Here is a 20,245-nt window from a genome sequence, read left to right as displayed (position 1 = left end):
GATCGGACCGGCCCGTGTCAGGACCTGGTCGGCGCCTCGCTGGAGACGCCCGCTGCTCGATCGCCCGGCCCGCCGGGTGGTGCGTCCGGTTCGGCCGCGCGGTGCCGCCGGGTCACCGTCCGGGCGCTGAAGATGACGGCCGCGATGATGATGACGCCGCGGACCATGAGCTGCTCCGGGTTCGCCAGCCCGATGATGATCAGCCCGTTGTTGAGCGTCCCGATCAGCAGCGACCCGATCAGCGCCCCGACCACGCTGCCCTTGCCGCCGGCCAGCGACGTCCCGCCGATGATCACCGCCGCGATCACGGTGAGCAGATCGGAGGTGCCCAGGGTGTAGGAGGCCGCCGCGAACTGCCCCACGTAGAGCAGCCCGGCGAGGGCGCCCCCGCAGCCGCTGGCGACCATCACGCCGACCCGGAGCCGGCTCGTCCGGATGCCGGACAGCCGCGCGGCGTTCGGGTTGGCGCCGGTCGCCAGCACGCCGCGGCCCGTGGCGGTGTGGCTGAGCACGAAGTGCCCGACCGCCACCACGCCGACCGTCCAGAGGAGCAGCGAGGGGACCGGCCCGACGCTGCCCGACCCGAAGATCGCGAGGAACCGGCTGTCGGAGACGCTGACGGCGGCGCTGTTGGTGATGCGCAGCGAGAGCCCGGTCAGGATCCCCATCGTCCCCAGCGTCACGACGAACGACGGGATCTTGAAGATGACGGTGATCAGGCCGTTGACCAGCCCCACACCGATCCCCATCAGCAGCGACGCCGCGACGGCGACGACCACGCCCTGGCTCTCCATGACCAGCGCCGCGATGAAGCCCGACACGGGGACGACGGCGGCGAAGGAGAGGTCGAGCTCCCGCGCGGCGATGACGAACACCGTCGGGACCGCCATCACGGTGATCGCGGCGGTCTGCCGGACGATGCTCAGGAGGTTGTCGGCGCTCAGGTAGTTGGTGTCGCGCAGGTAGAAGGCGAACAGCCCGATCGTGACGATCACGATGGCGATGAGGACGCCGGAGTTCTCGCCCGCGTAGGCCTTCCAGAGGGTGTTCTTGACCGACTCCTTCACCCGGACCGCCAGGTCGGGTCGGGCGCTTCTCTCCGTGGCCGCGGTCATCACCTGGCGTCCTCCCGTGCTGGTGTCCGGCGTCGCTGCATGGCTTCGATGAAGTGCGCCTCGCTGAATCCCGGGTCGCCGCGGGCGATGACCTCGCGGATGGTGCCGTCGGCCACGACGAGGACCCGGTCGGCCACGGCGAGCAGCTCCTGGAGGTCCGACGTGGCCCAGAGGACGCCCTTGCCCTGCGCGGCCATGGCCCGCACGTGCCGGATGAGCTCCGCCGCCGCCCCGACGTCCACCCCGAAGGTGGGCTCGTCGAGCAGGAGCAGGTCGGCCCGGGTCGCGAGCGCCTTCGCCAGCACGACCTTCTGCTGGTTCCCGCCCGACAGCTCGCCGACCAGCTGGTCGGGGCCGCTCGCGCGCACGTTGAGGTCGGACATGAAGGAGCGCGTCAAGCTCCGCGCCCGCCCCATGCGGACCACGCGCGCGGAGGTCACGTCGCGCAGCACCGGCAGGATGACGTTCTCGACGATGGGCTCGCTCGGGACGAGCCCCTCGTCGGCGCGGTTCTCGGGGATGAGGAAGACGCGCCGGTCGATGGCTGCCCACGGTGTCCGGGGTGCGTACGGCCGTCCCTTCAGCTCGACGCGGCCGCCGGCGACGGGCACGGCGCCGAACAGCGCCTTCAGCAGCGTGGAGCGCCCGCTGCCGACGAGGCCGGCCACGCCGACGATCTCGCCCGGGGCCACGTCGAAGCTGATGCCGCCCGGGAACTTGCCGGTCACCGAGAGGTCCTGCACCGACAGCACCGGTACGGCATCCCGGTCGACCGGGCCCCGGGCTTCGGGCTCGGCCTCGATCGTCGACCTGCTCCTCCCGATCATCGCCTCGATCAGCGAGGGGATGTCGGTGCGGTCGGTAGCGGTGTGGAGGGTCACCCGCCCCTCGCGGAGGCAGGTCACCTCGTCGCTGACGGCGAAGACCTCGGCGAGGTGGTGGGTGATGAGGACGATCCCGGCGCCGAGCGAGGCGACCCGTCGGATAACGTCGAACAGCGCGTCGATCTCGCGATGGCTCAGCGGCGCGGTCGGCTCGTCCAGGACCAGGACGTTGGTCGCCAGGCGCACGGCCTTGGCGATCTCGACCATCTGCTGCTCGACGGCCGTCATGTCGGCGACCCGTCGGCCGAGCACGTCGTGGGAGATGCCCAGCCGGTCGCACAGCGAGGTGGCCTCCGCCAGTTCCGACCGCCGCTTGACGATGCGGGCCCGGCCGATGTGCTCGGCGTTGAGGAAGATGTTGTCGAGACCGTTCAGCGTCGGGATGAGGCTGCGCTCCTGCAGCACCATCCCGAGGCCCAGCCGTCGGGCCTCGGACGGTCGGGCCACCGTCAGGTCGTTGCCCGCGATGCGGACCAGCCCTTCCGTGGGCGCGTGGCCTCCCAGCGCGATCTTCATGAGGGTGGACTTGCCGGCACCGTTGTGCCCGACCAGCGCGTGGATCGATCCGCGCCGCACGAGGTAGTCGACGCCCCGGAGCACCGGGACGGCTCCGAAGGTCTTCGTGATGCCCCGCATCTCGAGCGCCAGCTCGGGGGCGGGGGCGGCTTCTGCCGGCTCGTCCCTGCGGTCGGAGGTGAGGGCCGCTTCCATTGCTGTCTCCCGGCTGTGGCGGTGACGGTCGGCGTCGGTGGCGGGCGACCCGCTCACGGTCGCGGCCGGGAGGGGCCGGCCGCGAGCGGGTCGCCGCGCCTCAGGGGGCTGCGGTCAGCCGCTGCAGCAGGGGTAGCTCGGTCCGTGCATGAAGTTCCACGCGTCCTCGAGGTTCTCGGACGTGCTGGCGAACGTGGGCACGATGACGAACGGCGGGGTGTCCTCGCCGATCTCCGCCAGCGCGGCGACCATCCCCTGGGCACGGCCACCGTCGTAGATGGACTGCGCCATGTCCACGGTGATGGGGCCGTCACCGGCCAGCTGCTCCGCACCGACGGTTCCCAGGTCCATCGTGACGATGTCGACCTCGTCCACGCGGTTGAGCCCCTCGAGCGCGGCCAGCATCCCGAGCGCCGGCGGGTCCTCCCACGGCGCGAACAGCACGTTGACCTCCGGGTGCCGCGTCAGGAAGGCCTGCGTGGCGCCCTGGGCCGCGTTCGGGTCGCTGAAGCCGCTCTCCGGGGACGCCGGGTCGGGCGCGCCACCGTCGGCGATGACCTGGACCTCCGGGCACTCCTCGGCCAGCCCGTCGAGCAGGCCCTGCTCCCGCAGGATGATCGACCGGAAGTTGTTGATCCAGTGGACGTAGCCGAGGGTGGCCCCGTCGGGGTACTGCTCGCAGACGGCGGTGGCCATCTGCCGACCCAGCGCGTAGAAGTCGTAGGCGACCATCGCGGTCAGGTCCTCGCCGGGGCCGGTGTTCCACTCCCGGGAGCCGACACCCCACGAGATGATCGAGATGTCCTGGGTGCGTGCCGGCCGGAGCAGCGCGGCGAACTGCGTCGGGTCCACGGTGCCGCCGGTGAAGATGATGTCGGGGTTCAGCGGGAGGACCGCAGCCAGGTTCCCGGCCAGGCCGTTGGGGTCGAAGCTGAAGCTGGACTCCCGCACCACCTCGATGCCGACCGCTTCCATCACGTCCTTGATGCCCGATCGCAGCACCTGGTTGTAGAGCACCTGGTCCCAGTCGAGGATCACCGCGGTCAGGTCCAGCTCACAGATCTCGCGGGCCTGCTCCTCCGTGATCTCGAGGGTGTTCCACCAGACCGGCTCCAGGCTCTCCTTGGTGCCCAGGTCGTCGGAGCGGATGGTCATCTCCGAGATGTCGGGCACCGAGGTGTCCGGGTTCAGCGAGTCCGGCACCTCCCGGTGCTCCAGCGCGGAGAGGTCCAGGTCGTCGCAACCGCCCGACCCCCCGCCGCCGTCGGCCGCGGTGGACCCTCCGTCGCCACAGGCCGAGACGCACAGCGCCAGGGCCGCCAGACCGGCCAGGGCGGAGCGCCTTGCTGGCTTTCCACGAGACATTCGCAACACCTCCGCGTAGGGCGGGACCAGAGTGGTGCGCGGCAGCGCATCGACGTGCCGGGCGTGCAGGTGGCGCAGACGCCCCGGCCCCTCGCCGAGGCGGCCGGTCGACGTGGACCCAACATATTATAGGTTGTAATGTGAGGTCAACCACATCCGGTGCGGCTCGCGGACCGAGCGGCGACGTCGGCCGAGGCTGGCGAACGCTACGGGGGGGGCGGGCGGAGCGGGCACGGGGATCGCCGACAGTCCTGCCCGGCGGTCGTTTGTCGCCGCGCACAAGCCCGGTGGCCCTCCGCCGACCCGATACTCGCCGTCATGCCCATCGACGAGCTCGAGTCCCTGGCCGTCGCCTGGAGCCCGCCACCGGGCGCGTTCGAGGGGTCCCCGGCCGGCCGCATGGCGGCCCGGCACGGCATCCGGGACGCCGCGGCGCTGGCCGCGCGGGCGGCCGCCGATCCCGCCTGGTACTGGGCCGCGGGCGTGGCCGACCTCGGCATCCCGTGGATGCGCCCCTACGACGGCGTCGTGGACCTCTCCCGCGGGGTCGAGCACCCGGTCTTCTTCCCCGGAGGGCTGCTCAACTGGGCCGACTTCGCCGTGGACCGCTGGGTGCGGGAGGGCCGCGGCGGGTCGCGCGCCGTCTGGTGGGAGGGCGACGACGGCGCATCCCTCACCCTGACCTACGCCGAGCTCCAGGCCCGGGTCGACGCGGCGGCCGGAGGCCTGCGCGCCCACGGCGTCGGCCGCGGCGACGTCGTCGCCGTCCTGCTCCCGATGGTCCCCGAGGCGATCGAGACCGTGCTGGCGGCCGCCAAGCTGGGCGCCGTCGTGATGCCTCTGTTCAGCGGGTACGGCGCGCCGGCCGTGCGCGCCCGGCTCGAGGACTCCGGCGCGACGCTGCTCGTGACGTGCGACGCGTTCCCGCGGCGCGGCCGCCCCGTGCCGCTCAAGGAGGTCGCCGACGAGGCGGTCCGCGACCTGCCGGGGCTGCGCCGCGTCCTCGTGGTCCGCCGGCTCGGCGTCGAGGTGCCCATGACCCCGGGTCGCGACCACTGGTGGCACGAGGCCTGCGCGGCGGCGACCCCGCTGACGGAGGCGGAACCGATGAGCTCCGACGCCCCGTGCCTGCTGCTCTACACCTCCGGCAGCACCGGCCGCCCGAAGGGGTGCGTGCACACCCACGCCGGCCTGCCGCTCAAGGTGGCCCTGGAGGCCCGGCACGCCATGGGCGTGGACGAGGACGCCGCGATGCTGTGGCTGACCGACATGGGCTGGATCATGGGCTCCTTCGTCATCACCGCCGCCCTGACCAACGGCGGGACCGCTGTGTTCTTCGAAGGGGTGCCCGACTGGCCGGAGCCCGACCGGCTGTGGGCGGTGGCCGGGCGCAGCGGGACCACCGTGCTGGGCGTCTCCCCCACCGTCGTCCGCGCCCTCATGGCGCACGGCGACGCCTGGCCGGACCGGCACGAGCTGCCCGCGCTGCGGGCCATCGGCTCCACCGGCGAGCCGTGGAACGTCGAGCCCTGGCTGTGGTGCGCCGAGCACGTCGGCAAGGGCCGCGTGCCCATCGTCAACATCTCCGGCGGCACCGAGATCGGCGGTTCGCTGGTGAGCGGGTCGATCTACGAGCCGGTCAAGCCGACCGCGTTCTGCGGCCCGACGCTGGGCGTCCGCACCGACGTGGTCGACGAGCGGGGCCGGTCGGTGCGCGGGGAGATCGGCGAGCTGGTGGTGCGCTCGGTGTGGCCGGGCATGACCCGGGGTTTCTGGCGCGACGAGGAGCGCTACCTCGACAGCTACTGGCGGCGCTTCCCCGGCACCTGGCACCACGGCGACCTGGCCTACGTCGACGCCGACGGCTACTGGTACCTGCTCGGCCGGTCCGACGACACGATCAAGGTGGCCGGCAAGCGGCTCGGCCCCGCCGAGGTCGAGTCGTTGCTGGTCGCCGACGGCCGGGTGGTGGAGGCCGCCGCGGTCGGCGTCCCCGACGACGTCAAGGGCGAGGTCCTGGTCTGCTTCGTCGTCCTCCGGGACGGCGAGGACCCCGGCGCGGCCGTGCCGGGCCTGCGCGACGTCCTCACGCGGGCGCTGGGCCGGGCGATGGCGCCCGCGGCGATCCACGTGGTCGACGCCCTGCCCAAGACCCGCAACGGCAAGATCCTGCGGCGGGTCGCCCGCGCCTCCTACGTCGGCGCCGCCCCCGGGGACCTCAGCTCGATGGAGGACACGTCCGTGCTGGACCGGTGGCCGCGGGCGGACCGTGCCCGCGTCGGGTGAACCGGGAGCGGTGGACCGCTCCGGACGGCCGCACTCCGTACAGTGGCCCCAGCCCGCGCACACCGGAGTGGAGGGGGCGTCGCTGGTGGTCCATCCCCCGCTCACGCCCCAAGACGTCCTCCTCGCCGGCGAGCCCGCCACCGCGGAGCTGAGCTCCTGGCTGGACGCGATCGCCGAGCTCACGCGGGCGGCGAACCGCGGCGGCCCGCTCGAGGAGCTGCTCGACCTCATCGCCGGCGCCACCGCCCGGCTGACCGGGTACGACTTCTGCGCCGTGTTCGTCGCCGACCAGGAGCGGCAGTGCCTCGTGATCCGCGGGTCCTACGGGTTGTCGCAGGAGTACGTCGACACCCTCAACGCGGAGAAGCCCATCCCGATCCGCGCCGGGAGCGCCGGCGAGGGGCCCTCGAGCCGGGCGTTCCGAGCCCAGCGCCCGACCACGGTCCTGGACATCCACGCGGACACGCCCTCCCGGCAGTGGGAGGCCGTCGCCGCCCAGCAGGGCTACTCGTCGCTGGTGTCGGTGCCCGTCGTCGCCTCCGGCGAGCCCTTCGGGCTGCTCAACTGCTACACCGTCGACAAGCACCCGTTCGGGGCGCGCGAGATCATCCTGCTCGAGAGCATGGCCAACCAGGCCGGCCTCGCCATCGAGACCACCCGCCGGCTCGCGGAGCTGCGCGGGTCGGCCGACCGCTCCGCCGCCGAGGCGGCCGCGCTGCGGGCCGACCTCGAGGCGCACCGGCAGGCCGACGAGCACCACCGCGCGCTGCTGCGCGCGCTCGAGGACGGCGGGCTCCCGGCCGTCGCCGCCTCGCTCGCGCGCACGCTGCGCTGCACCGTGGTGATCGACGACGCCGACGGCCGGCTGCTGGCGGCGGTCGGCCCGAGCGGGCGCCCGGGGTCCGCCGACGGCCGCGTCACGGCGGCCTACCAGCAGGCCCGCGAGTCCGTGACCGACGGCCCGGACCCCGACGTCGCCGGGACCGCGCCCGACCCCGGGTCGCGCGCCGGGGCGGACAGCCTGGTCGTCCCCGTCGTCCTGGACGAGGAGGTGGCGGGGCGGCTGTGGGCGCTGCAGCCCCGGGCGTCGTTCGGGCCGGCGGCCCGGCAGACGCTCACCCGCGCCGCCGCCGTCGTCGCCCTGGCCCTGGTCAAGGAGCGCACCGCGCAGGAGGTCGAGTGGCGGCTGTCCCGCGACTTCCTCGACGACCTCTTCGACGCCGACACCCCCAACGGCGAGGCGCTGCGCGCCCGAGCCCGCCAGCTCGGCACCGACCTGTCCCGTCCGCACACCGTGCTGGTGGTCCGGCGCGACGCGGCCGACTCCGGAACGGTGCACGAGGAGCGGGAGGCCTACGCGCAGCGCTCGCTGCTCTCCCTCGTCCAGCGGACCGGGGCGGCGTGGGGTGGCGCGACGCTGACCGCGACGCGCAGCGACCACGTGGTGGTGCTCTGGCACGACGGCGGGAGCACCCGCGGCGCCCAGGAGTTCGCCGAGCACCTCCGCCGCGAGATCCAGGCCTACGCCGGGGGCTGGACCGCGACGATCGCCATCGGCCCGACCTGCTCCGACATCCGGGAGTACGGGGACGCCTACCGCCTCGGCTGCGGCGTGCTGGACCTCGTGCAGCGGTCGGGTCGCAGCGACCGGGTGGTCTCCCTCGACTCCATCGGCGCCTACCGCCTGCTGCTGCAGGTCAAGCAGCCGCAGGAGCTGCAGCGCTTCGCGGAGTCGACGCTGGGCACCGTCCACGCGTACGACCGCCAGCACCAGACCCAGCTCGGCTCCACGCTGCGCTCGTACATGGCCCACCGGTGCAACGTCGCGGTCACCGCCAAAGGGCTGCACGTGCACCCGAACACGGTGGCCTACCGGCTGCGGCGGGTGGAGGAGCTCCTCGAGATCGACCTGGGCGACCCGCAGGCCATGCTGCACCTGCAGCTGGCCTTCATGATCGAGGGCGTGCTGGGCGACTGAGCCGCGGCCGGCGGCCTCAGGGCCGGCCGAAGGTGGCCACCGAGTCGACCCGGAGCTCGAAGAGCACCCGCCGCTCGTCCCGCCCCGGGTCGCGCAGCGCGTACGGCCCCTCCTGGCCGGTGTACTTCTTCCAGATCCGGTCCAGCTGCGCGGTCACCCGCGGCCCCTCGACCGGGTCGTCCTCCGACACCTCGCGGCTGACCGTCGCCTTGATGCTCAGCCAGTGGTAGGGGTTCTGCGGGTTCATGAGCAGGAACGTCGCCTGGGGGCTCTTCCGCAGCCAGTCGACCTTCTTGCGGTGGGTGGCGAGGTTGAGCAGCACCGTGCCGCCCTCGTAGTCGAACCACACGGGGGTGAGGTTGGCGCGCCCGGAGCCGCCGATCACCGCGACGACGGCGGTGATCGGCTCGTCCAGCAGCTGCCGGTACACCGGGTCCAGCTGGTCGAGCGACTGCACCCCGTCGTGGTCCCCCACCTGGAACTGGCCGGGCTGGGTGCCGTCCGCGACGTCCCGGAACCTCGCCACCGGTATGGACATGTCCGCCTCCTCGGATCGTGGGTGTGCTCGTGCTCCTGGTCAGTTCGGCGCCAGCGCCCGCAGGCAGCGCTCCACGCCGGCGACGTAGGTCTCCCCCGGCAGGACCGGGTGCGGCACCAGCGCGACCGTCGCCACGCCGGTGCCGTCCCAGCGGGCCAGCTGCTCGCGGCAGCGCCCCGAGGGCCCCACGAGGCAGTACTCGTCGATCAGCCGGTCGCTGATCGCGGCCCGCAGGGTCGCGGTGTCGCCGTCGCGGAAGGCGGCGGCGATGCGGGCGGCCTCGTCCTCGTAGCCGGCCCGGGCCAGCGCGCGGTTGTAGGCCGGTAGCCCGACCCAGTAGGCGAGGGAGGACCGGGCCGACTCCCGGGCGGCGTCGAGGTCGTCGCCGACGAACGCGTGCACGGAGGCCTCGACGGGCGGCGCGGCGCGCCCGCTGCGCTCCCCCGCCCGGCGGGCCGCCGCGACGAGCTCGCCGATGCCGGCGTGCGGGACGAGCCACACCATGAGGCCGTCGGACACGGCGGCCCCGGCCTCGGCCATCGCCGGGCCGACCGCCGCGGAGTAGACCGGCACGGGGTGCTCCGGCGTCCGGAAGTCCAGCACCCGCCCCTGGTAGCTCTGCGGCGGGAGGTCCGGGTAGCGCTGCCTGCCGCGGCCGGCGAGGACCTCCTTCACGTCCCGCACGTAGGCGGGCAGGTCGGCCGACGGCCGGCCGACCGCGACGCCGAGCGCCTCGAGCCGCACCTTGTGGCCGAGGCCCACGCCCAGCACGAACCGCCCGCCGGAGAGGTCGGACGCGACCGTCGCCATCTGCGCCGCGACGACCGGGTGCCGCAGGTAGCTGATGGTGACGAAGCTGCCCACCCGGATCCGCGACGTCCCGAGCAGGATCGCGAGGTCGATCGAGAGCGTGTCGGTCAGCGACTCGGTGGTGTAGCAGGCCGCGTAGCCCTGCTCTTCGGCACACCTCCCGAGCGACACGAAGTCGTGGGTGCGCGCCGGGGCGAACGTGAGCAGGGCGACCCCTCGCTCGGCCATGTCCTTCTCCCTCCCTCCCTCCCTGGATCGCGGCACCCGGCGCGGGACCGGGGTCACAGCTGCAGGTGCTCGGCCATCCAGGCGGGATCGGCGCGCAGCGCGGCGGCGTCCCCCGAGTGCACGACGACGCCCTGGTCGACCACGTACACGCGGTCGGCGATCTCGAGGGCCATCTGGGCGTTCTGCTCCACGAGCAGCACGCCGTGGCCGTCGTCGGCCACCCGCCGCAGCGTGCGGCCCATCTCGAGGGCGATGTTGGGCGCGAGCCCCTGCGTCACCTCGTCGACGAGCAGCAACCGGGTGCCGCCGATGAGGGCGCGACCGACGGCCACCATCTGCTGCTGCCCGCCCGACAGCCGGGAGGCGTCGCGGTCCAGGTGCTGCTCCAGCTGGGGGAACACCTCCAGTGCCCGTCGCTGCGCGGCCTGCTGCTCCGACTTCGGGGCGCGGGAGCCCAGGGCGGCCAGCCGGAAGTTCTCCCGCACCGTCAGGCCGGGGAACATGCGGCGGTCCTCCGGCACGTAGCCGATCCCGAACCGAGCGACGTCCTCGGTCGGCGACCCCACGACGTCGTGCCCGGAGCAGCGGATGCGGCCGCCGCGGACGGTCACGAGCCCCATGACCGACTTCACCGTGGTGGTCTTGCCGGCGCCGTTGCGGCCGAGCAGGGCGACCAGCTCGCCGGGCCGCACGGTGAGGTCGATGCCCTGCAGGACGTGCGCCAGCCCGTAGTAGGCGTGCACGTCCTCGAGCTCCAGCAGCGGCGCACCGCCCGCCGCGGCGTCCGCCCCGCCCGGCCGGGCCGCGGTGCTCACAGGCTCCCCGTCAGGTAGACCTCTTGGACCTTGGCGTGCGACCGCACCTCGTCCGGAGCCCCCTCGAACAGCTTCTCGCCCTGGTGCAGGACGGTGATGGTGGTCGCGATGCTCAGGATCACGTCCATCTTGTGCTCGATCATCAGGATGGTGACCTCGCGGTTGAGGTCGCGGACCAGCTCGACGGTCGCCGCGGTCTCGCTCGGGCTCATGCCCGCCGTGGGCTCGTCGAGCAGCAGCAGCCGGGGGCCGGTGGCCAGCGCGATCGCGAGGTCCAGCCGGCGCTGGTCCCCGTGGGACAGGTTGCCGGCGATCGAGTGCCGCAGGTCGGCCAGCCCGACCCGCTCGAGCACCTCCCCGGTGCGGCGGGTGACCGCCGAGAGGCTGTCGGCCGGGCGCCAGAACACGGCGGCGTGCGAGGCCGCCTGCGCCGCGATCCGCACGTTCTCGAAGACGGTGAGCAGCGGGAAGACGGTGGTGATCTGGTACGACTTCGCCAGCCCCCGCCGGACCACCTTGGCGTAGGGCATGCCGGTGATGTCGTGCCCGTCGAACTCGACGCGTCCCCGGGTCGGCCTGGTGTGGCCGGTCACCAGGTTGAACAGCGTGGTCTTGCCGGACCCGTTGGGCCCGATGATCGCGTGCAGCGCGCCGCGCGGGACCTCGAGCGACACGTCCTTGACCGCGTGGATGCCGCCGAAGGACCGGTCGAGGCCCTGCGCGCGCAGGATCAGGTCGCTCATCGCGCCCTCCGCAGCCGGCGGAACGCCCGCGGGAGCGTCGTCGTCACCAGGCCCCACAGCCCCTGCGGGAAGACCAGCACGCAGACGACGAAGATCGCGCCGACGAAGAACTGCCAGGAGTCGGTGTAGCGCGAGAGCGTGCTCTCCAGCAGCAGGTAGACCACGGCGCCGAGGAAGGGGCCGAAGAGGGACGACCGCCCGCCCAGGATCACCATGATCAGCACGACGCCGGACAGCAGCCAGTACGGTTGCAGGCCGACGAAGTTGTTCAGCATGGCGAACAGCGCTCCGGACAGGCCGGCCACGGCGCCGGCGACGACGAACGTCACCAGCTGGACGGCGCGGGTGTTGTACCCGCAGCCACGGGCCCGCTCCTCGCTCTCGCGGATGGCCTGCAGCACCCGGCCCATCGGCGACTCGGTGAACAGGATCAGCGCCGCGAACGCGAGCAGCACGACCACCGCGGTGACGACGAAGAAGGTCAGCGGGTCGCGCAGGCCGTTGAGCTCCAGCGTGGTGAACCCCAGCTCGAGCGTGGCCACCGGGATGCCGGCCATCCCGTCGTCGCCCCCGGTCACGGTGTTCCACTGCAGCGCGATGAAGAAGCCGAGCTGCGCGAACGCGAGCGTCAGCATGGAGAAGTAGACCTCGGTCCGGCGCAGGCAGACGGCGCCGACCAGGGCCGAGAGGACCGCCATGGCGACCGTGGCGACGAGCAGCGCGACCCACGCGCTCGTCGTCAGCTCCGTGAGCACCAGCCCCGCCGCGTACCCGCCCCACGCGAAGGGCAGGGCGTGCCCGAAGGACACCAGCCCTCCGTAGCCGACGAGCAGGTTCAGCCCCGCGGCCCACAGCCCGAAGATCAGCATCCCGATGGCCAGGCTCGGGTTCGGGACGGTGAACAGCACGACCACCGCGAGGACGACGAACAGGCCCAGCTGCCCCCACGTCCACCGGGCCGGAGCGGCCCCCGTGGCCCGCGCGACCGTCACCGCCGCGGCGGCGTCGGTCACGGGCGCGTCCTTGGCCTCGGCCCGGGTCACGTCGGTCATGTCGCCCCCAGGAGGCCGCGCGGCCGGAAGGTCATCACGAGGATCATCAGGACGAACGGCACGATCCCCGCGTAGACGCTGGCGTACAGGGTGGTCAGCGAGACGACGACGCCGATGAGCAGCCCGGCGACCACCGCGCCCCAGAAGCTGCCCATGCCGCCGACGACCACGACGACGAAGGCCAGGATCAGGATGTCGGCCCCCATCTCCGGGTAGACGCCGGTGATCGGGCCGGTGAGGACGCCGGCGATGCCGGCGACCGCGATGCCGATGGCGAAGACGAGCGTGCGGTAGCGGTCGAAGCGCACGCCCAGGGCCCGGATCATCACGTGGTCGCGGATGCCGGCCCGCACGATCAGCCCGACGTTGGTCTTCTGCAGGAACAGCCACAGCCCGCCGACGACGAGCGCGACCGCGACGACCACGAACAGCAGGTACGCCGGGACGGGCCGGCCCAGGCCGAGGTCGACCTGGAAGGCCAGCAGCTCGGGGGCCTGCACCCGGCGCCCGCCCGAGCCGGCGATCCAGCGCACGCCCTCGATGAGGATGTACGTCAGGCCGAAGGTGAGCAGCAGCGCGTCCACCTGGTCGCGCCCGTACATCGGCCGGATCACGGTCCGCTCCAGGGCGGCGCCGATCAGCGCCATGACGACCGGCACCACCAGCAGGGCGAGCCAGATGGTGCCGGTCGCCACCGCCAGGTAGGAGGTGAGGTACGCGCCGACCATGTAGAGCGCGCCGTGCGAGAAGTTGATGAACTCCAGCAGCCCGAAGATCAGGTTGAGCCCGAGCGCCAGCAGCACCAGCAGCGCGCCGCTGACGATCCCGAGGACGAGCTGGGAGAGCAGCTGGTCCACCCGAGAACCCCCTCTCGATCTCCCGCCGACCGGTCAGCCGACCCGCTGGAACTCCTCCTTGACCTCGTCGCAGGTGGGCGCGGTCTCCTCCGAGCCGGGCACGGTCTCGACCACCGCGCGCAGGCCGAACTCCGCGTCCCCGCCGCGGCTCTCCGCCTCGTCGGCGGCCAGGCCCTCGAGGATGTAGATCGGCGCCAGGACCTGGTGGTCGCACTCCCGGATCGTCATGTCGCCCTGGGCGAGGGCGACCTCGCGGCCCTCCATCCACTCCCGGAAGGCCTCCGGGGTGTCGTTGCCCTCCTCCACCGCCGAGGCGATGAGGTTGAGGGCGTTGTAGAGGTACACGCCGTAGCCGCCCGGCGGGGTGCCGTACTCCTCGCGGTAGGCCTCCACGTACTCCTGCACGCCCTCGTCGTCGACGTTCCACCAGAAGGCGGCCATCGAGTACGTGCCGTCGACCAGGTCGAAGCCGAGCTCCTGGTCGAAGCTGAGGTCCTCGATGGTGAGGAACGTCGGGATCTGGTCGGTGAGCCCGAACTGGTCGGCCTGGCGCAGGAAGCTCACCTGGTCCCGGCCGACGCCGCCGTAGACGAGCGCGTCGGCGCCGGAGCCCTCGATCGTCGGGATGAACGGGTTGAAGTCGGTGGTGCCGAGCGGGAAGTACGCCGTGCCGACGACGCTGCAGCCCGACTGCTCCGGGATCGCCGACACGTACGCCGCCTCCTGCTCGTGCCCGAAGGCGTAGTCCGGCAGCAGCAGGAAGACGCTCGTGCCCAGGTTCTCGCAGATGAACGGGGCGGCGGCGTTGATGCCCTGGGACGGGGTCGGGGCGAGGTGGTAGGTGACCGCCGGGTCGTAGTTCGGCGGCCGGTTGAGCTGCTCGGTCTGGCAGGTGCCGAGGTAGGGGACGCCGGCCTGGGCGGCGATCTGGTTGACCGCGAGCGTGGTGGCCGCGGAGACGCAGCCGGTCAGGAAGTCGACCTGCTCCTCCTGGACGAGGGCCTGGGCCTCGCGCAGCGCCACGTCGGGCTTGAGCTGGTCGTCGCGGACGACGAGCTCGATCGGGCGGTCCCCGGCCTGCCCCTCGAGCAGCTGCACCGCCAGCTCGGCGCCGTTGCGCTGCTCCTCCCCCAGCTGGACGTAGGCGCCGGTGAGCCCGGTGATGACCCCGACCTTGAGCGGCTCGGTCGAGCCGCCGTCACCGCCACCCCCGCCGCCGCTGCTCGCCACCGTGCCACCGCACGCCGAGACCAGGAGAGCGACGCCCGCCAGCAGTCCAGCCTTCGCCCGCATGGGACCTGCCTCTCGCCGTCGAAGGGGTCGGGTCGCAGGCACCATACGGATGCATCGTGATGCACATCTCATGCGCGACCACACATCGGGGGGCCTCGGGGTTGTGCGGCGGCACAAGCACGGGCCCCGTCCCCGTGCGGTTCGATTCCCCCCGGCGCCTTGCCGGAGGGAAGCGAGGGACGGATGCAGATCGGCCTGTTCCACTCGATCCAGTGGCCCGAGGGCAGCGACCAGGCCGACCGGTACGAGCAGGCGCTGACGCAGGCCTGCGCCGCCGACGACCTGGGCTTCGACTCGGTGTGGCTGACCGAGCACCACTTCAGCCGGCACGGGATCGTCTCCGACAGCCTGACCGTGCTCGGCCACCTCGCCGCGCGGACGAGCTCGGTGCGGTTGGGGACGGCGGTGTCGGTGCTGCCGCTGCACCACCCCCTGCGCTTCGCCGAGTCCGCGGCGACGGTCGACCAGCTCAGCGGGGGGCGCCTCGACCTCGGGATCGGCTTCGGCTACCAGCCGGGCGAGTTCGCCGGGTTCGGCGTCGACATCGCCGAGAAGCACGACCGGTTCGCCGAGGCGCTGGAGGTGCTCCGGCGGGTCTGGTCGACCGAGGACCCGGTCACGTTCGAGGGCAGGTTCTGGTCGTTCACCGACGCCGCGCCGCAACCGCGCCCGCGCCAGCGGCCGCACCCCCCGCTGTGGCTGGCCACGGCGAGCCCCGAGGGGCTGGCGACCTGCGCGGCCGAGGACTGGGGGGTGCTGCTGCCGCAGGGCACCACCCTGACGGTCACCGCCGAGCAGGTGAAGCGCTACCACGAGGCCCTGGCCGGAGCGGGCGTGGGCACCGACCGTGCCCGGGTGTACCTGGCCCGCGCCACGCACGTGGCGGCCACCGACGCGCAGGCCTGGGCGGAGGCGGAGGGCCCTTACAAGGACTTCCTCGGGTACGCCGACAAGCTGCGGCGGGCGCGGTCGGCCGGTGCCGCGGCCGGCGGCCGCAGCCCGTTCGACCTCGACGCCGACCTGCGCGACAGCGCCCTCTTCGGCAGCCCGGACACGGTGCTCGCACGGCTGCGGGACATCCACGAGCTGGGCATCGACCGCGTCATGCTCTTCCTGCACATGGGCGGGCTGCCGCACGAGGCGATCATGTCGTCGATGGACCTGCTCGCCCGCGAGGTCCTCCCGGTGGTCCGGGAGTGGTGACGGCCGGCCGCGCCCCGGTCGTGGACGCCCAGGTCCACGTCTGGCTCCCGGAGGGCCCGGACCGGCCCTGGCCGCCCGGCGGGGCGGAGCGGGCGAGGAGCATGCACCGGCACGAGCCGATCTCGGGCCCGGGGCTGCTCGCCGAGATGCGGGCGGCGGGCGTCGACGGCGCCGTGCTCGTGCCGCCCTTCTTCGAGGGCTACCGCAACGACTACGCCGTGGCGTGCGCCGAGCAGGCGCCCGACGCGTTCCGGGTCATGGCGCGGGTGGACCTGCGCACCGGCGACCCGGGCCCGGTGCGCGAGCTGCTGCGCAACCCCGTCGTCGCCGGGGTCCGCCTGGTGTTCCTGCCGGCCGACGCCGGCCGCGTCGACGACCCGGCGGCGGAGTGGCTGTGGGCCTTCGCCGAGCAGGAGGACGTCCCCGTCATGCTCCTGGCCTCCGGCCAGCTCGAGGCGCTCGGCGCGCTGGCGCGGGCCCACCCCGGGCTGCGCCTGGCCGTCGACCACCTCGGCCTCACCGGTCAGGCCACCGACGCGGCCGTCGCACCGGAGATCGCCGGCCTCGTGGCGCTCGCCGGGCTGCCGAACGTGTCGGTCAAGCTGACCGCCGTCCCGTGCTACAGCACCGAGCCCTACCCGTACCCGGCGCTGCACCCCTTCCTCCGGCAGCTCCACGAGGCCTACGGGCCGCAGCGGCTGTTCTGGGGCTCGGACCTGTCGCGGCTGCGGGGCGGCTACGCCGACCTCGTCCGGCTCTTCCGTGAGGACCTCGACTTCCTCCCGGCCGACGACGTCGACGCGATCCTGGGCCGCAGCGTGCGCGCCTGGCTGGGCTGGTAGCCGGCTCAGCGCAGCTCGGCCGACCAGTCGCGCTGCTCCGTCGGCTGCATCGTCAGCAGGTCGACGTTGACCCGCGGCGGCAGCGTCGCCACGAACAGCACCGCCGCGGCGACGTCCTCGGCCCGCAGCATCGTGGCCCGGGCGGCGTCGCTCGGCGGCGTCGGCCGGAACGCCAGGAACGGGGTGGCCACCTCCCCCGGGCAGACGGCGCAGGCCCGGATCCCGTGCCGGCGGTCGGCCATGTTGATCGACTCGGTGAAGGCGTTCACCCCGGCCTTGGCCGCGTTGTACGCCGGCCCGGTGAGCCGCATCGGGCGGTGGCCGGCGATCGAGGACACGTTGACCACCGTGCCCGACCGCTGCCGGCGCATGGTCGGCAGGGCCGCGCGGGTGACCAGGAACGTGCCGGTCAGGTTGCTCTGCACGACCGTGTGCCAGTCGGCCACCGACAGGCTCTCCAGGTCGCGGTCCGGCACGTTCGCGCCGGCGCTGTTCACCAGCACGTCCAGCCGCCCCCAGCGGTCCAGCACGTCGGCGACGACGTCCTCGGCGACGGCGGGATCGGTCACGTCGCCCGGCAGCGCCACCGCGGCCCGGCCCTCCGCGGCCAGGCCGGCGACGACCTCCGCCAGCGGTTCCCTGCGGCGGCCGACGACGGCCACGGCGGCCCCGGCGCGCGCGAGCGCGGCGGCCGAGGCCTGCCCGATGCCCGACCCTCCCCCGGTCACCAGGCACACCTGGCCGGCCAGCTGCTCCATGGGGCCACCGAAGCGGCACGGGCCGGGCCTTGTCGCTGTGGGCGGCCACAACCGACGCCGGCCCGATCTGTGCGCCGCGCCCAGAGGTCCGGCCCGGCGATGACCTAGCGTCGGCGCGGATGAGCGCCGTCGCCCTGGGCCTGCTGACCGCGGGCCTGTTCGGCGTGGCCGCCTACCTCGGTCCGGTGCTCGGCCGCGCCCACGGCCCGTCGGCGGTGCTGGCGTGGGGTCAGGTGGTCGCCGTCCCGGTGGCCGCCGTCGTCGTGGCCGTCCTGGGCGCCGCACCGCCCGGCGCCGGCGTCGTCGTCCTCGGGCTGCTCGCCGGGGTGGCGAACGGGCTGGCGCTGTCGGCCATGTTCGAGTGCGCGCGGCACCTGCAGGTCAGCGTCATGGCCCCGATCGGGGCGGCCGGGGGCGCGGTGCCGGTCGCGCTGGGCCTGCTGCTGGGCGAGCGGCCCGGGGCGTGGCAGCTGGTGGGCATGCCGCTGGCGCTCGTCGGCGCCGTCCTCGTGGCCGCGGGTCAGGGCCGCGGCTCGGGGACGCCGCCGCCGGCCGCGCACCGGGCCCGGGGGCTGTGGCTCGCCGGGACGTGGGCCCTGCTGTACGGGGTCTTCCTCAGCCTGTTCGCGGTCGCCGTGGGCAGCGGGGACGGCGTCGGCGGCGAGCTCTGGGCGGTGCTGACCAGCCGGGTCGCCCTGCTCGCCACGGTGCTGGCCGTGCCGCTGCTGCGCGGGACGCCCCTGCGCCTGCGCCCCGGCGCCGTCCCGCTGGCGGCGCTCAACGGGTTGCTCATCCTCGGCGGGGTCACCGCGTTCGCGGCGGCGACGTCGGCCGGCCTGGTCAGCGTGGTGTCGGTGCTCGCGACGCTGTCGCCGCTGGTGACGGTGGCGCTGGCCGGCGTCCTGCTGCGGGAACGGCTGGCCCGCAGCCAGCACGCCGGGCTGCTGGCCGCCACGGCGGGCACCGTGCTGCTGGCCGCCGGCTGACCGCGGCTCAGTACATGACCAGGCCGGCGGAGACGTTGACGTCGTCGCCGGTGATCGAGGCCGACCGCGGGGAGGCGAGGTAGGCCACCGCGTCGGCGACGTCGCCGGGCGGCACCAGGCGCTTGAGCGGCGAGCCGCTGGTGAAGTCGTCGCGCGCCTGCTCGAACGTGATCCCGCGGGCCGCGGCCTGCTGCTCCAGCACCCACTGGATGCGGGCACCCTCGACCGGGCCCGGGGACACCAGGTTCACCCGGACGCCGTGCGGCCCCACCTCCCACGCGAGCGTGCGGACCAGGCCGATGAGGGCGGTCTTGGACGCCGCGTAGGGCGTCCGGTTGACCAGCGGGCGCTTGCCGGTCATCGAGCCGATCACCACGACCGACCCCGAGCGCCGGTCGACCATCCCCGGCAGGAACGCCCGGCAGACGAGGAAGGTCCCGGTCACGTTGACCCGGAAGGTCTCCTCCCACTCCTCGGGGTCGATCTCCCACAGCGGGGCGCTCGGCCCGCCCACCCCGCTGTTGTTCACCAGCACGTCGACCCGGCCGAACTCCTCCTGCACCGCCTTGGCGGCGGCCTCGACCGACTCCTGCTCGCGCAGGTCCATGCGCACCACGGAGGCGCGCCGCCCGGCGGCCCGCACCTGCTCGGCGACCTCCTCCATCGGCCCCTCGGAGCGGCCGGTGAGCACCACGTCCGCGCCGTCGGCGGCCAGGCGCAGCGTGATCTCCCGGCCGATCCCGGTCCCCGCCCCGGTGACGACGGCGACCGCGCCGTCCAGCGGCGGCCCGCTCACTTGACCGCCACCGCGTTGAGCGGGGAGCCGGCCGCGCCGGTGATCGGCAGGGGCACCGCCGACAGGAGGAACTCGTGGACGCCGTCGGCCGCGCAGTCCTCGCCGAGCGCCTGCAGGTCCCAGATCTCGCCGAACGGGATGCCCATGTGCACCAGGGCGACGATGTGCAGCGGCTGGAACAGGTCCACCTCGTTGGGCCGGACCTCGCACCCCCACGTGTCGGTGGCGATGGCCGCGATGTCGTGCTCGTGCAGCCAGGGTGCGGTGTGCAGGGACAGCCCGGGCGCCGCGCCGCCGTTGTAGTCCCCCCACCGGCCGCGCCGGGTCTCGGTCATCCCCGTGCGGACGACGAGGGCGTCCCCGGTGCGGATCTCGACGCCCTGCGCCGCCGCCGTCGCGTCGAGCTCCTCCGCGGTGATGGCGTAGCCGGGCTCGAGGCAGTCCACGCCGCGGTACCGGGCGACGTCGAGCAGCACCCCGCGCATGACGAACCTGTCCCTGGCCACCTCGATGCCGCACTTCCCCGCGCCCTTGGCGGTCACGTGCCCGGCGTCGAAGCCGTTGTACATCCGGCCCTTCCAGAAGATGTGGGCCAGGCCGTCCCACTGGCTGCCCGACTGGTTGGGCGTCACCAGCACGTCGTCGGAGAAGCCGAAGCCCTTGGACGGGCCGAAGCCGCCGGGCAGCGGGTCCTGCTTGCCGGCCAGGTAGTCGGTGCCGGTCGCCGTCATCATGTTCAGCGGGTTGGCGCGGAAGCCGCCGGACTGCGGGCCGTTGAGGTCCAGCGGCAGCCCCAGCGAGATCACCTTGCCCTGGCGGACCAGCCGGGCCGCCGCGACGACCTGCTCGGGGCCGACGTGGTTGAGGGCGCCCAGCTGGTCGTCCTCACCCCACCTCCCCCAGTTCGAGAACCGGGTGATGTAGTCCTCGATGACGTCCTCGCCCCGGAAGGGCACGTGCTCGGCCGGCAGGGCCATGGGTCCTC

At 73.7% G+C, this 20,245-nt stretch carries 18 protein-coding genes; 5 read left to right on the top strand and 13 right to left on the bottom strand.

What is annotated here, in order from left to right; all coding sequences use genetic code 11:
* Window positions 1–17: 17 nt before the first annotated feature.
* From ACI78S_RS11890 to ACI78S_RS11880, 3 genes are all read right to left on the bottom strand, one after another.
* Window positions 18–1,115 (bottom strand): ABC transporter permease, encoded by a 1,098-nt coding sequence (locus ACI78S_RS11890; RefSeq protein WP_456973435.1) that lies wholly within the window; start codon window positions 1,113–1,115, stop codon window positions 18–20.
* Window positions 1,115–2,710, bottom strand: coding sequence for a sugar ABC transporter ATP-binding protein (locus ACI78S_RS11885; protein WP_456973433.1), 1,596 nt, complete (start codon window positions 2,708–2,710; stop codon window positions 1,115–1,117). The genes ACI78S_RS11890 and ACI78S_RS11885 overlap by 1 nt, the downstream gene beginning before the upstream one ends.
* Before the next feature lie 114 nt (window positions 2,711–2,824).
* On the bottom strand, window positions 2,825–4,075 hold the full coding sequence (locus tag ACI78S_RS11880) for a substrate-binding domain-containing protein (RefSeq protein ID WP_456973431.1): 1,251 nt from the start codon (window positions 4,073–4,075) through the stop codon (window positions 2,825–2,827).
* A 318-nt stretch (window positions 4,076–4,393) separates the two neighbouring features.
* Between ACI78S_RS11880 and ACI78S_RS11875 the strand changes: the two genes are divergently transcribed.
* Together ACI78S_RS11875 and ACI78S_RS11870 are read left to right on the top strand one after the other, a co-directional pair.
* Window positions 4,394–6,361 carry an AMP-binding protein gene (locus ACI78S_RS11875; protein WP_456973429.1) on the top strand — a complete coding sequence of 656 codons (1,968 nt, stop codon included), beginning with the start codon at window positions 4,394–4,396 and terminating at the stop codon, window positions 6,359–6,361.
* 85 nt (window positions 6,362–6,446) lie between these two features.
* A complete protein-coding gene (locus ACI78S_RS11870) occupies window positions 6,447–8,339 on the top strand; it encodes a helix-turn-helix domain-containing protein (protein ID WP_456973427.1) in 1,893 nt (630 codons plus the stop codon).
* A 16-nt stretch (window positions 8,340–8,355) separates the two neighbouring features.
* Here ACI78S_RS11870 and ACI78S_RS11865 read toward each other — a convergent pair whose 3' ends face one another.
* The 7 genes from ACI78S_RS11865 to ACI78S_RS11835 are packed head-to-tail and all read right to left on the bottom strand — an operon-like array spanning window position 8,356 to window position 14,675.
* Complete coding sequence (locus tag ACI78S_RS11865; RefSeq protein WP_456973425.1) at window positions 8,356–8,877, bottom strand: pyridoxamine 5'-phosphate oxidase family protein; 522 nt, start codon at window positions 8,875–8,877, stop codon at window positions 8,356–8,358.
* A gap of 39 nt (window positions 8,878–8,916) precedes the next feature.
* Window positions 8,917–9,915: an LLM class flavin-dependent oxidoreductase gene (locus ACI78S_RS11860; protein WP_456973423.1), complete on the bottom strand. Its 999-nt coding sequence runs from the start codon at window positions 9,913–9,915 to the stop codon at window positions 8,917–8,919.
* 53 nt (window positions 9,916–9,968) lie between these two features.
* A complete protein-coding gene (locus ACI78S_RS11855; RefSeq protein ID WP_456973421.1) occupies window positions 9,969–10,730 on the bottom strand; it encodes an ABC transporter ATP-binding protein in 762 nt (253 codons plus the stop codon).
* The gene (locus ACI78S_RS11850) at window positions 10,727–11,473 is read right to left on the bottom strand and encodes an ABC transporter ATP-binding protein (protein WP_456973419.1); all 747 of its coding nucleotides are present in this window, start codon (window positions 11,471–11,473) and stop codon (window positions 10,727–10,729) included. The genes ACI78S_RS11855 and ACI78S_RS11850 overlap by 4 nt, the downstream gene beginning before the upstream one ends.
* Window positions 11,470–12,525, bottom strand: a complete 1,056-nt coding sequence (locus tag ACI78S_RS11845; protein ID WP_456973417.1) for a branched-chain amino acid ABC transporter permease — start codon at window positions 12,523–12,525, stop codon at window positions 11,470–11,472. The genes ACI78S_RS11850 and ACI78S_RS11845 overlap by 4 nt, the downstream gene beginning before the upstream one ends.
* The gene (locus tag ACI78S_RS11840) at window positions 12,522–13,382 is read right to left on the bottom strand and encodes a branched-chain amino acid ABC transporter permease (RefSeq protein ID WP_456973415.1); all 861 of its coding nucleotides are present in this window, start codon (window positions 13,380–13,382) and stop codon (window positions 12,522–12,524) included. The genes ACI78S_RS11845 and ACI78S_RS11840 overlap by 4 nt, the downstream gene beginning before the upstream one ends.
* Before the next feature lie 33 nt (window positions 13,383–13,415).
* A complete protein-coding gene (locus ACI78S_RS11835; protein WP_456973414.1) occupies window positions 13,416–14,675 on the bottom strand; it encodes an ABC transporter substrate-binding protein in 1,260 nt (419 codons plus the stop codon).
* Window positions 14,676–14,858: 183 nt separating this feature from the next.
* Here ACI78S_RS11835 and ACI78S_RS11830 point away from each other — a divergent pair, with 183 nt between their 5' ends.
* Together ACI78S_RS11830 and ACI78S_RS11825 are read left to right on the top strand one after the other, a co-directional pair.
* Window positions 14,859–15,878, top strand: a complete 1,020-nt coding sequence (locus ACI78S_RS11830; RefSeq protein ID WP_456973412.1) for an LLM class flavin-dependent oxidoreductase — start codon at window positions 14,859–14,861, stop codon at window positions 15,876–15,878.
* Complete coding sequence (locus tag ACI78S_RS11825; protein ID WP_456973410.1) at window positions 15,875–16,720, top strand: amidohydrolase family protein; 846 nt, start codon at window positions 15,875–15,877, stop codon at window positions 16,718–16,720. Before ACI78S_RS11830 ends, ACI78S_RS11825 begins: the two co-directional genes overlap by 4 nt.
* Before the next feature lie 5 nt (window positions 16,721–16,725).
* Here ACI78S_RS11825 and ACI78S_RS11820 read toward each other — a convergent pair whose 3' ends face one another.
* Window positions 16,726–17,478, bottom strand: coding sequence for an SDR family oxidoreductase (locus ACI78S_RS11820; RefSeq protein WP_456973408.1), 753 nt, complete (start codon window positions 17,476–17,478; stop codon window positions 16,726–16,728).
* A 119-nt stretch (window positions 17,479–17,597) separates the two neighbouring features.
* On the opposite strand from ACI78S_RS11820, the gene ACI78S_RS11815 reads away from it, so the two are divergent.
* Window positions 17,598–18,464 (top strand): hypothetical protein, encoded by an 867-nt coding sequence (locus ACI78S_RS11815; RefSeq protein ID WP_456973406.1) that lies wholly within the window; start codon window positions 17,598–17,600, stop codon window positions 18,462–18,464.
* A 7-nt stretch (window positions 18,465–18,471) separates the two neighbouring features.
* Here the strand turns inward: ACI78S_RS11815 and ACI78S_RS11810 are convergent, their stop codons facing one another.
* Window positions 18,472–19,260, bottom strand: coding sequence for an SDR family NAD(P)-dependent oxidoreductase (locus ACI78S_RS11810; RefSeq protein WP_456973404.1), 789 nt, complete (start codon window positions 19,258–19,260; stop codon window positions 18,472–18,474).
* Complete coding sequence (locus ACI78S_RS11805) at window positions 19,257–20,237, bottom strand: cyclase family protein (RefSeq protein WP_456973402.1); 981 nt, start codon at window positions 20,235–20,237, stop codon at window positions 19,257–19,259. Before ACI78S_RS11805 ends, ACI78S_RS11810 begins: the two co-directional genes overlap by 4 nt.
* Window positions 20,238–20,245 lie beyond the last annotated feature (8 nt).

This window comes from Geodermatophilus sp. SYSU D00815 (genome assembly GCF_054050035.1).
This window is presented reverse-complemented; position numbering and strand designations above follow the sequence as displayed.

Bases quoted from the DNA above. Each gene is read 5' to 3' on its own strand.
- ACI78S_RS11820 (WP_456973408.1), bottom strand. From the start codon at position 17,478: ATGGAGCAGCTGGCCGGCCAGGTGTGCCTGGTGACCGGGGGAGGGTCG.
- ACI78S_RS11885 (WP_456973433.1), bottom strand. From the start codon at position 2,710: ATGGAAGCGGCCCTCACCTCCGACCGCAGGGACGAGCCGGCAGAAGCC.
- ACI78S_RS11890 (WP_456973435.1), bottom strand. From the start codon at position 1,115: ATGACCGCGGCCACGGAGAGAAGCGCCCGACCCGACCTGGCGGTCCGG.
- ACI78S_RS11875 (WP_456973429.1), top strand. From the start codon at position 4,394: ATGCCCATCGACGAGCTCGAGTCCCTGGCCGTCGCCTGGAGCCCGCCA.
- ACI78S_RS11805 (WP_456973402.1), bottom strand. From the start codon at position 20,237: ATGGCCCTGCCGGCCGAGCACGTGCCCTTCCGGGGCGAGGACGTCATC.
- ACI78S_RS11850 (WP_456973419.1), bottom strand. From the start codon at position 11,473: ATGAGCGACCTGATCCTGCGCGCGCAGGGCCTCGACCGGTCCTTCGGC.
- ACI78S_RS11815 (WP_456973406.1), top strand. From the start codon at position 17,598: ATGAGCGCCGTCGCCCTGGGCCTGCTGACCGCGGGCCTGTTCGGCGTG.
- ACI78S_RS11830 (WP_456973412.1), top strand. From the start codon at position 14,859: ATGCAGATCGGCCTGTTCCACTCGATCCAGTGGCCCGAGGGCAGCGAC.
- ACI78S_RS11880 (WP_456973431.1), bottom strand. From the start codon at position 4,075: ATGTCTCGTGGAAAGCCAGCAAGGCGCTCCGCCCTGGCCGGTCTGGCG.
- ACI78S_RS11835 (WP_456973414.1), bottom strand. From the start codon at position 14,675: ATGCGGGCGAAGGCTGGACTGCTGGCGGGCGTCGCTCTCCTGGTCTCG.
- ACI78S_RS11845 (WP_456973417.1), bottom strand. From the start codon at position 12,525: ATGACCGACGTGACCCGGGCCGAGGCCAAGGACGCGCCCGTGACCGAC.
- ACI78S_RS11860 (WP_456973423.1), bottom strand. From the start codon at position 9,915: ATGGCCGAGCGAGGGGTCGCCCTGCTCACGTTCGCCCCGGCGCGCACC.
- ACI78S_RS11865 (WP_456973425.1), bottom strand. From the start codon at position 8,877: ATGTCCATACCGGTGGCGAGGTTCCGGGACGTCGCGGACGGCACCCAG.